The 11,164-nt window shown below is 39.3% G+C and carries 5 protein-coding genes and 3 rRNA genes; 6 read left to right on the top strand and 2 right to left on the bottom strand.

Going from position 1 to position 11,164, the window contains the following annotated elements:
- Nucleotides 1–2: 2 nt before the first annotated feature.
- On the bottom strand, nucleotides 3–1,274 hold the full coding sequence (locus ABGT36_RS08805; protein ID WP_296882378.1) for a replication-associated recombination protein A: 1,272 nt from the start codon (nucleotides 1,272–1,274) through the stop codon (nucleotides 3–5).
- A 76-nt stretch (nucleotides 1,275–1,350) separates the two neighbouring features.
- Here ABGT36_RS08805 and dtd point away from each other — a divergent pair, with 76 nt between their 5' ends.
- The 4 genes from dtd to rrf all read left to right on the top strand — a co-directional run bounded on the left by dtd (nucleotide 1,351) and on the right by rrf (nucleotide 6,903).
- Complete coding sequence (gene dtd, locus ABGT36_RS08800) at nucleotides 1,351–1,800, top strand: D-aminoacyl-tRNA deacylase (RefSeq protein ID WP_346677659.1); 450 nt, start codon at nucleotides 1,351–1,353, stop codon at nucleotides 1,798–1,800.
- A 260-nt stretch (nucleotides 1,801–2,060) separates the two neighbouring features.
- A 16S ribosomal RNA gene (locus ABGT36_RS08795) occupies nucleotides 2,061–3,585 on the top strand.
- A gap of 214 nt (nucleotides 3,586–3,799) precedes the next feature.
- A 23S ribosomal RNA gene (locus ABGT36_RS08790) occupies nucleotides 3,800–6,708 on the top strand.
- Between the two features lie 86 nt (nucleotides 6,709–6,794).
- Nucleotides 6,795–6,903 (top strand): 5S ribosomal RNA (gene rrf, locus ABGT36_RS08785).
- The 16S, 23S and 5S rRNA genes sit together here, the layout of an rRNA operon.
- A 233-nt stretch (nucleotides 6,904–7,136) precedes the next feature.
- Here the strand turns inward: rrf and ptsP are convergent.
- Nucleotides 7,137–8,846: a phosphoenolpyruvate--protein phosphotransferase gene (gene ptsP / locus ABGT36_RS08780; RefSeq protein WP_300628450.1), complete on the bottom strand. Its 1,710-nt coding sequence runs from the start codon at nucleotides 8,844–8,846 to the stop codon at nucleotides 7,137–7,139.
- Between the two features lie 213 nt (nucleotides 8,847–9,059).
- On the opposite strand from ptsP, the gene nagB reads away from it, so the two are divergent.
- Nucleotides 9,060–9,791 (top strand): glucosamine-6-phosphate deaminase, encoded by a 732-nt coding sequence (gene nagB / locus ABGT36_RS08775; protein ID WP_087302323.1) that lies wholly within the window; start codon nucleotides 9,060–9,062, stop codon nucleotides 9,789–9,791.
- A 116-nt stretch (nucleotides 9,792–9,907) separates the two neighbouring features.
- A complete protein-coding gene (locus ABGT36_RS08770) occupies nucleotides 9,908–11,152 on the top strand; it encodes an HD domain-containing protein (RefSeq protein ID WP_346677658.1) in 1,245 nt (414 codons plus the stop codon).
- Nucleotides 11,153–11,164: the final 12 nt, after the last annotated feature.

The following is an 11,164-nucleotide window of genomic DNA, read 5'->3' as shown; positions in this document are numbered from 1 at the left end:
ATTTAGCCAGCTTTTTTGCTTTGATTGAGTTTTTTAATATTATTAGTACGACCATGTTTTAAAATACGACGATAATTTTCAGCTAACGCTTTTTCATATTTACTAGTCATCCAAGGAACATAGAATTGTTGATTTGCTAGTTCATTTGGAAGATATTGGATATATTCCCATAATTCAGGTCGATTATAATCATATTTTTCATCTTCTTGTAAACCAACAGGAGTCATTCTTAAATATTCTGGAGTTCGATATGATTGTACTCTAGTAGCGCTGATTGCACTATCAATTGCAGCTTCGCTTGATTTAGATTTTGGTGATAAGCATAGATCAATAATAACACTAGCTAATGGAATTCGTGCTTCTGGAAAACCGATTGTTTTAGCTGCTTGTAAGGCGATTACGGTTCTCATACAAGCATTAGGATTAGCTAAGCCAACATCTTCATAGGCGATCGTCATTAATCGTCTTTGTAATGATTCAAAATCACCAGTTTCAATTAATTTAGCTAGATAAAACATAGCACCGTTAGGATCACTACCACGAATTGATTTTTGTAAACCACTTAAAGTATCATAATAGTTATCTTCATCATGGTCATAAATTACATTAGTTTTGATCATGGCTGCTTCTAAAACATTTTCATCAATATGATTATTATCACAAATGATAGAACAGATTTCTAAACAGTTATATGCAAAACGAATATCACCACTGCTTGCTTTAGCAATTTTAGTTAAAACAGAGTCTTCGATGGTATATTCATTATTAAAGCCTTCAGACGATGATAGTGCTTGCTTTAATCCATCAATAATGTCATTTGTTGTTAATGGTTTGACTTCAAGAATATGACAGCGAGATCTAATTGCTGGATTGATTGAATGATATGGATTACTTGTTGTACAGCCAGCAATAGTAATTAAGCCACTTTCAACATGGGAAAGCAAGTCGTCTTGTCTAGCTTTATTTAAACGGTGAACCTCATCAATAATTACAAATAAACCATTTGAAAGTTTTGCTTCGGCAATTATTGCATCCATTTCTTTTTTATTGCCAGTTGAAGCATTAAATAAACGGTATGGAATATTTAAATCATTGGCTAGACACATTGCAATTGTAGTTTTACCACATCCTGGTGAACCATAAAGGATAATTGAAAAAGGATGTTTTTTTTCAACAAATTTAGTAAGGATTGATTTTGGTCCTACTAAGTGTTGTTGTCCAATGATATCAGATAATTTTTTTGGTCTCATTTTATTTGCAAGAGTAGTAGACATTAGTATCTTCCTTTCACTTTAAAAATCAGTTATAATGATTATAGCATTTTTAGATATTGAAAGATAGGTGTATTAAATGAGATTAGTTATTCAAAAGGTAAGTTCAAGTAATGTAAAAATAAATAATGAAGTAGTTGGTAGTATTGACAAAGGTTTTATGGTTTTAGTTGGTATTACTGATAGTGATAATAAAATGATTGTAGATAAGATGGTTGATAAATTAATTAATTTACGTATTTTTGAAGATGAAAATGATAAGTTGAACTTGTCATTATTAGATGTAAAGGGACGTATTTTATCAATTTCACAATTTACACTATATGCTAATTGTAAAAAGGGACGGAGACCAAGTTTTATTGAAGCGGCAAAACCAGATATTTCTAAACCTTTATATGAATACTTTAATCAACAGTTAAAAGAAAAAGGTGTAATGGTAGAGACTGGAGTGTTTGGAGCAATGATGGAAGTATCACTAGTAAATGATGGTCCAGTAACAATTATTTTAGATAGTAAAGAAATTTTTTAAAAAAAGTAAAAAAAGGTATTTACAAAGTAAAGAGGATGTGGTAGATTAATAGGGCACTCGAGAGAAGGAGCGAGGTTCAAAGGAAGGGCCGAGCGAAAAAAGTAAAAAAAAGAATTGACAAACGAGAGAAAAGAGTGTAGGATAAACTAGTCGGCAAAAGAGCCGGAGAGGACATTGAAAACTGAACAGAATCGAAAAGAACACACGTCAATTAATAGATAAAAAGAGAGCAGAAGCCGAGAGGCTTTGAAAAGGATAAGACAATGGAGAGTTTGATCCTGGCTCAGGATGAACGCTGGCGGCGTGCCTAATACATGCAAGTCGAACGCGAGCCTTCGGGCTCGAGTGGCGAACGGGTGAGTAATACGTAAGCAACCTGGCCTTTACAGGGGGATAACTGATGGAAACGTCAGCTAAGACCGCATAGGTACAGAGATCGCATGATAACTGTATTAAAAGTGCTACGGGACTGGTAGAGGATGGGCTTACGGCGCATTAGCTTGTTGGAGGGGTAACGGCCCACCAAGGCGACGATGCGTAGCCGACCTGAGAGGGTGACCGGCCACACTGGGACTGAGACACGGCCCAGACTCCTACGGGAGGCAGCAGTAGGGAATTTTCGGCAATGGGGGGAACCCTGACCGAGCAACGCCGCGTGAAGGAAGAAGGAATTCGTTCTGTAAACTTCTGTTATAAAGGAAGAACGGCACATATAGGGAATGATATGTGAGTGACGGTACTTTATGAGGAAGCCACGGCTAACTACGTGCCAGCAGCCGCGGTAATACGTAGGTGGCGAGCGTTATCCGGAATTATTGGGCGTAAAGAGGGAGCAGGCGGCAGCAAGGGTCTGTGGTGAAAGGCTGAAGCTTAACTTCAGTGTGCCAGAGAAACCGGGCAGCTAGAGTGCAGGAGAGGATCGTGGAATTCCATGTGTAGCGGTGAAATGCGTAGATATATGGAGGAACACCAGTGGCGAAGGCGACGATCTGGACTGCAACTGACGCTCAGTCCCGAAAGCGTGGGGAGCAAATAGGATTAGATACCCTAGTAGTCCACGCCGTAAACGATGAGTACTAAGTGTTGGGAGTCAGATCCCAGTGCTGCAGTTAACGCAGTAAGTACTCCGCCTGAGTAGTACGTTCGCAAGAATGAAACTCAAAGGAATTGACGGGGGCCCGCACAAGCGGTGGAGCATGTGGTTTAATTCGAAGCAACGCGAAGAACCTTACCAGGTCTTGACATCCGGATAAAGGCTCCAGAGATGGAGAGATAGATATATCCGAGACAGGTGGTGCATGGTTGTCGTCAGCTCGTGTCGTGAGATGTTGGGTTAAGTCCCGCAACGAGCGCAACCCCTGTTGCTAGTTGCCATCATTAAGTTGGGGACTCTAGCGAGACTGCCGGTGACAAGCCGGAGGAAGGCGGGGATGACGTCAAATCATCATGCCCCTTATGACCTGGGCTACACACGTGCTACAATGGACGGATCAGAGGGAAGCGAAGCCGCGAGGCGGAGCGAAACCCAGAAACCCGTTCTCAGTTCGGATTGCACTCTGCAACTCGAGTGCATGAAGATGGAATCGCTAGTAATCGCGAATCAGAATGTCGCGGTGAATACGTTCTCGGGCCTTGTACACACCGCCCGTCACACCACGAGAGTTGATAACACCCGAAGCCGGTGGCCTAACCGAAAGGGAGGAGCTGTCTAAGGTGGGATTGATGATTGGGGTGAAGTCGTAACAAGGTATCCCTACGGGAACGTGGGGATGGATCACCTCCTTTCTAAGGAGAAAGCAAGTGTGGAGATTCTGTTTAGTTTTGAGTGGACCTCATTGAGGGAAACTCAGGAAGAGATCATTGAAAACTGGATAATAGAAAAGCGAAAGAGAGAAGATCGAGATAAAGAGATATCAAGGTCTTTCTAAGAAAGTCGAAGAAAACTAAGAAACAACGAGAAGAAGTTGAAGATAGAAAGTGATCAAGCGACACCGAAGAAGGTAAAGTAAGAAAGGGCGTATGGCGGATGCCTAGGCACAGAGAGGCGAAGAAGGACGCAGCAAACAGCGAAATGCGACGGGGAGCAGTAAGCATGCCAAGAGCCGTCGATATCCGAATGGGGGAACCCACCCGGGATAGAGACCGGGTATCCTGGAGTGAATAGATAGCTCCAGAGAGGCGAGACTCAGGGAACTGAAACATCTAAGTACCTGAAGGAAGAGAAAATAAAGAAATGATTCCCTAAGTAGCGGCGAGCGAAAGGGGAAGAGCCCAAACCGGCAAGAGCCGGGGTAGTAGGGCTGTCAAAAAAGGGCAAGAAGACATTATAGGCGAACGGAATGGGAAGTCCGGCGAAACAGGGTGACAGCCCCGTAGCCGAAATAGTGAGGAAGTCCGAGACAGTACCTGAGTACGGCGGGACACGAGGAATCCTGTCGGAAACAGCCAGGACCATCTGGCAAGGCTAAATACTACTCTGTGACCGATAGTGAACCAGTACCGTGAGGGAAAGGTGAAAAGAACCCCGGGAGGGGAGTGAAATAGAACCTGAAACCATATGCCTACAAGAAGTTAGAGCCCGTTAAAGGGTGATAGCGTGCCTTTTGTAGAATGAACCGGCGAGTTACGATATGGAGCGAGGTTAAGCAGGATATGCGGAGCCGAAGCGAAAGCGAGTCTTAAGAGGGCGAAAGTTGCATGTCGTAGACCCGAAACCGGGTGATCTAGCCATGGCCAGGTTGAAGTTGGGGTAAAACCCGATGGAGGACCGAACCGACCCCCGTTGAAACGTTGGCGGATGAGCTGTGGCTAGGGGTGAAATTCCAATCGAACCCGGAGATAGCTGGTTCTCCCCGAAATAGCTTTAGGGCTAGCGTCGAGGCAAGTGATGTGAAGGTAGAGCACTGAATATGTGATGGCCCCATCCCGGGGTACTGAATATAATCAAACTCCGAATGACACATAAACATCCTCGGCAGTCAGACAGTGGGTGATAAGGTCCAGTGTCAAGAGGGAAACAGCCCAGACCATCAGCTAAGGTCCCAAAATATATACTAAGTGGAAAAGGATGTGGAGATGTCGAGACAACTAGGAGGTTGGCTCAGAAGCAGCCATCCTTTAAAGAGTGCGTAACAGCTCACTAGTCGAATGACTCTGCGCCGATAATTTACCGGGGCTAAGTATATTACCGAAGCTATGGATTTGCGCAAGCAAGTGGTAGGGGAGCGTTCTATATGCGGCGAAGGCGTACCGGAAGGAGCGCTGGAGCGTATAGAAGAGAGAATGCCGGTGTGAGTAGCGGAACGTGGGTGAGAATCCCACGCACCGAAAACCCAAGGTTTCCAGAGGAAGGTTCGTCCGCTCTGGGTAAGTCGGGACCTAAGGCGAGGCCGAGAGGCGTAGCCGATGGACAACAGGTGGATATTCCTGTACTTACGGTATGAATGAAGGAGTGACGGAGAAGGCTAGGTGATCCTGCTGCTGGAAAAGCAGGTGCAAGCGAGGTAGCTGACAGCCAGGCAAATCCGGCTGTCATAAAGGCGAAGGCGTGATGCGTATGGAAAGCTGAGGCAAGTACAGAAGTCATTGAAGCCAGCTTCCAAGAAAAGCTTCTAGTGCTAATCATACAGTAACCCGTACCGAAAATGGACACACATGGGTGAGGAGAGAATCCTAAGGTGAGCGAGAGAACTATAGCTAAGGAACTCTGCAAAATGACTCCGTAACTTAGGGAGAAGGAGTGCTCATAGAGATATGAGCCGCAGTGAAACGGCCCAAGCGACTGTTTACCAAAAACACAGCTCTATGCTAAGTCGAAAGACGACGTATATGGGGTGACGCCTGCCCGGTGCTGGAAGGTTAAGAGGAAGTGTCAGCGCAAGCGAAGCACAGAATTGAAGCCCCAGTAAACGGCGGCCGTAACTATAACGGTCCTAAGGTAGCGAAATTCCTTGTCAGGTAAGTTCTGACCCGCACGAAAGGCGTAACGATTTGGGCGCTGTCTCAGCTGTAGACTCGGTGAAGTCTTAGTACCTGTGAAGATGCAGGTTACCCGCGACTAGACGGAAAGACCCCATGGAGCTTTACTGCAGCCTGATATTGGACTTTGATGCAGGATGTACAGGATAGGTAGGAGACTGAGAGACATGCACGCCAGTGTGTGAGGAGTCGCTGTTGGGATACTACCCTTTGTGTATTGGAGTTCTAACCGGATGCCATGGAACTGGTGACGGGACAGTGTCAGGTGGGCAGTTTGACTGGGGCGGTCGCCTCCCAAAGAGTAACGGAGGCGCCCAAAGATACCCTCAGCTTGGATGGAAACCAAGCGCAGAGTGCAAAGGCAAAAGGGTGTTTGACTGCGAGACCCACAAGTCGAGCAGGGACGAAAGTCGGGCTTAGTGATCCGGCGGTGCTGAATGGAAAGGCCGTCGCTCAACGGATAAAAGCTACCCTGGGGATAACAGGCTGATCTCCCCCAAGAGTTCACATCGACGGGGAGGTTTGGCACCTCGATGTCGGCTCATCGCATCCTGGAGCTGAAGTCGGTTCCAAGGGTTGGGCTGTTCGCCCATTAAAGCGGTACGCGAGCTGGGTTCAGAACGTCGTGAGACAGTTCGGTCCCTATCTGTCGTGGGCGCAGGAAGTTTGAGAAGAGCTGTCCTTAGTACGAGAGGACCGGGATGGACATATCAATGGTGGACCAGTTGTCACGCCAGTGGCACAGCTGGGTAGCTAAATATGGAAGGGATAAACGCTGAAGGCATCTAAGTGTGAAACCCACTTCAAGATGAGACTTCCCAATACGAAAGTATATAAGACCCCTTAAAGACGATAAGGTAGATAGGTCAGGAGTGCAAGCATGGTGACATGTTCAGCGGACTGATACTAATAGGTCGAAGACTTGACCAGAAGCGGTAGAAACTTGAAAGAGACGAAGAGCTTTGCTATTATCTAGTTTTGAGTGATCTTGAAAAAGACACTTGAAAAAAAGAAGATCTGGTGGCGATAGCATGATGGACACACCTGTACCCATTCCGAACACAGAAGTTAAGCATCATAACGGCGACGATAGTACTTACGTGCAACAATAGCTAGCTGCCGGTTCTTCTTTTTTATTATCTAGAATTCTTTATCAAACGATATATGCTTTTTACAATGTATCCATTTTGCCCTTCTAGGGCCTTTTTTTATTTGAAAGATAAATAATTTAGGTAGATTACAAAATTTTTTAGGGGGAACTTTAGGGGATTCTCACTATAAAAATCAGCTTTAAAGAATATTAATGCATTATATTATTTTAACAAAAAGAAAAAGTCTCTTGCGAGACTTTTTACTTATTATAAATCAACTGCTTCTTTAACTAGAGCAACTACTTCATCCATAGTTCCGCAGTTAATTGCTTTAGCTGCTAATTCTTCCATTTCAGATTTTTTCATTGATCTGATTAATTTTCTTTGAGATAAAATAGAAGTAGCAGACATAGAGAATTCATCTAATCCTAAACCAATTAGTAATGGGGCTGCGATAGCTTCTCCAGCCATTTCTCCACACATACCAGTCCATTTTCCTTCAGCATGAGCTGATTCAATTACGTGTTTAACTAAACGTAAAATTGATGGATGGAATGGTTGATATAAGTAAGATACACCAGAAGACATTCTGTCAGCTGCAAATGTATATTGAACTAAGTCATTAGTTCCAATTGAGAAGAAATCAACTTCTTTAGCTAATTGATCAGCTAATACTGCTGCTGCAGGGATTTCAATCATAATACCAACTTGGAATGTATCAGAAACTTCAATACCTTCGTTAACTAATTTTTCTTTTTCTTCCATTAAGATTCCTTTAGCTTTTCTAAATTCATCTAATGTAGCAATCATAGGGAACATAATTCTTAAGTCACCATATACTGATGCTCTTAATAATGCTCTTAATTGTACTCTGAAGATATCTTCTCTTTGGAAGCATAAACGAACCGCACGTACTCCTAAGAATGGATTCATTTCTTCAGGTAATGGAAGAGCTTCGATTTTCTTATCTCCACCGATATCTAATGTACGTACAACAACTGGTTTACCGTTCATTCCTTCTAATACTTCTTTATAAACGTTAAATTGTTGTTCTTCAGTAGGTAATTCAGCTGATTCCATGTATAAGAATTCAGTTCTAAATAATCCGACACCTTCACCACCGTTATCAAGAACACCTTGAATATCTTTAGGAGAACCAATATTAGCTACTAATTCAACTTGATGTCCATCAACAGTAACTGATTTTTCATTCTTTAATTGTTTTAATTCTTCTTTATATGCAATGAATGCTTCACGTTTTGCTTCATATTCTTTGATTTCATCATCAGTTGGGTTGATAATTACAACACCAGCTTCTCCATCTAAGATAATCATATCATCATCATTAGCTTCTTCTGTAATTGTTTTACAAGAAACAACTGCAGGAATTTCTAATGAACGAGCCATGATTGCAGAGTGAGAAGTTCTTCCACCAATGTTAGTAGCAAAACCTTTAACTAAATTTTTATTTAATTGGGCTGTATCAGATGGAGTTAAATCATCAGCAATGATTACAACTTCTTCATCAATTAACGCTGGATTAGGTAATGATTTTCCTAATAAATTAGCTAATAAACGACGTGAAACGTCTTTAATATCAGCAGCTCTTTCTTTAAAGTATGGATCATCCATACTTTCAAACATCATGATGAAAGTATTTGCAACTTCATCTAATGCTGCATCAGCATTAATTTTTTCATTTTTAATTTTGTCTTCAACTTGAGTTTTTAATTCAGGATCTTGAAGTACTAATGCATGTGCATCAAATACTGCAGCTTCTTCAGCAGAAAGATTTTTTGATGCGGCTTCCTTAATTGATTCTAACTCTTTTGCAGTTTGTGACATAGCGTCATCAAATTTTTTGATTTCAGCATCTACATCTTCTACAGTAACTTTAGTTACTGTTAAATCTGGCATAACTAGTTTATAGGTTTTTGCTATCGCAATACCACTAGAAGCCCCAATACCTTTTATCATATAAAAACACCTCCATATACATATTCATTTTACCTTATTTATAGAAAAAAATAAAGAATTATTGGTTTTACTTTTAACTTATTTTTAATTATAATTTATTGTTTAGAATAGTAATAAACTATTAATGATTATAGATAAAAAAGAGCTGATTTTCTGTCTATTAGCTTGAACAAAATGCTTAAAAATAGTATCATATATGCGGAGGGACGTAAAATGAAAGTAATTATAGTAGAAAATTATGAAGAAGCAAGCGTAGAAGCTGCAAAAGTAATGTTGGAAGTAGTAAAAAATAATCCAACTGCAAATTTAGGATTAGCAACAGGATCAACTCCAATTCGTTTATATGAATTGATGATTGAAGATCATAAGAAGAACGGGACTTCTTATAAAGACATTAAAACATTTAACTTAGATGAATATTTTGGTTTAGAACCAACACATCCTCAAAGTTATCATTACTTTATGGAACAACATTTATTTAAAGATATTGATATCAATCCTGAAAATGTTCATGTACCAAATGGTGCTGGTGAAATTCAAAAAAGCTGTGATGACTATAACGAATTATTAGCTAACAATCAATTGGATATCCAATTATTAGGAATTGGATCAAATGGTCATATTGGATTCAATGAACCAGGAACTGCTTTTGATTCAGTAACTCATATGATTGAATTAAAAGAAAGTACTCGTCAAGATAACGCTCGTTTATTCTTTAATGGTAATATTGATGAAGTACCAACTCATGCAATTACAATGGGTATCTCTAATATTTTAGCTGCTAAAAAATTATTATTAGTTGCTTGTGGTGAAAATAAAGCTGCACCAATTAAAGTATTAGTAGAAGGTGAAAAAACTGTAGATGTACCTGCAAGTGCTTTACAAGATCATGATGATGTTACAGTTATTATTGATAAAGCAGCAGCTAGTTTATTAACTAAATAGATTTTAAAGGAAAGATGTTATACTTTCCTTTTTTAAAACCTTTTTTTTAACTTTAAAATACGCTCTTGATTTGTACTATTATTACATAAAATATATAATAAAAAAGGGGTATTAAAATGACAAAAAATTTATTTATTAATGAGGCTATGAATGAAAACAATAAAAATTATTCATTAGCAATAAAACGAGTATCACCGATTTATCAGCGTGATAGTGATTTACGTAGTGAGTTTGGTCGTGATTATACTAGAATAATTTTTTCTCAAGCGTATCGTCGTCTTAAACATAAAACTCAAGTTTTTTTCGCAGTTAAAGACGACCATGTTTGTACACGTAGTGAACATGTAAATTTAGTAGAATCAATTAGTTATACTATTGCAAATTATTTAGGTTTAAATACAGAATTAACTAAAGCTATTGCTGTTGGCCATGATTTGGGTCATGCACCTTTTGGTCATGGTGGTGAAACAATCATTAATGATATTGCTAAAAGTAATGGGTTAGATTCATTTTGGCATGAACGTAATAGTCTGCATTTTATTGACAATATTGAAACATTAGAGGATGATGAACATGTACGTCATAATCTAAATTTAACTTATGCTGTTAGAGATGGTATTATTTCACACTGTGGTGAGATGCAGCAAATGAAAATAAAAAAACGTGATCAAGCGATAGATTTAAACGATTATTTAACACCCGGTCAATATAATCCTTTTACATGGGAAGGTTGTGTTGTTAAGGTTGCTGATAAAATAGCATATTTAGCTCGTGATATTGAAGATGCGTTGCGATTAAAAGTTTTAAAAGAAAATAAAGTTGAAGTCTTAAGAATGTCATTGAATCAGCTTTCTGAAGACTATCAATTCAATGCAATCAATAATGGAACGATAGTTAATTATTTCATTCAAGATGTATGCAAAAATAGTAATCCTGATGATGGAATTGCATTATCTAAAACAGCATTTGAAATAATGAAAACTATTATGAAATTTAATTATCAAAATATATATATAATTGATCGTGTTAAAATCCATAGTGATTATGTTAGTTTAATGTTACATTCAATTTTTGATTTTTATTATAAGTATGATTTAATAGCTAAGGATTCAAATACTAACTTAATTAATGAGTTACTTAAAGATAAAGAACAGTTTCCTAATACTATTAATGGTTTTGTTCATTGGTTAGAAAAATATAGTAATATGAAATATTTTAAACGTAATGAAATATATCAAAATAAAGTAATATATGATTTTATTAATGATGATCAAGCGATGATTAAAAGTATAATTGATTATTTATCAGGAATGAGTGATGCTTATATTATTCAGATTTTTAATGAATTAATTGCGTTTTAGTCTTAAAATATT

The organism is Erysipelatoclostridium sp. An173 (assembly GCF_963931465.1).
GTDB lineage: Bacteria > Bacillota_I > Bacilli_A > Erysipelotrichales > Coprobacillaceae > Thomasclavelia > Thomasclavelia merdavium.
Note: the sequence above shows the minus strand (reverse complement) of the source record. Positions and strands in the feature narration are given on the sequence as shown.

Bases quoted from the DNA above. Each gene is read 5' to 3' on its own strand.
- ptsP (WP_300628450.1), bottom strand. From the start codon at position 8,846: ATGATAAAAGGTATTGGGGCTTCTAGTGGTATTGCGATAGCAAAAACC.
- dtd (WP_346677659.1), top strand. From the start codon at position 1,351: ATGAGATTAGTTATTCAAAAGGTAAGTTCAAGTAATGTAAAAATAAAT.
- ABGT36_RS08805 (WP_296882378.1), bottom strand. From the start codon at position 1,274: ATGTCTACTACTCTTGCAAATAAAATGAGACCAAAAAAATTATCTGAT.
- ABGT36_RS08770 (WP_346677658.1), top strand. From the start codon at position 9,908: ATGACAAAAAATTTATTTATTAATGAGGCTATGAATGAAAACAATAAA.
- nagB (WP_087302323.1), top strand. From the start codon at position 9,060: ATGAAAGTAATTATAGTAGAAAATTATGAAGAAGCAAGCGTAGAAGCT.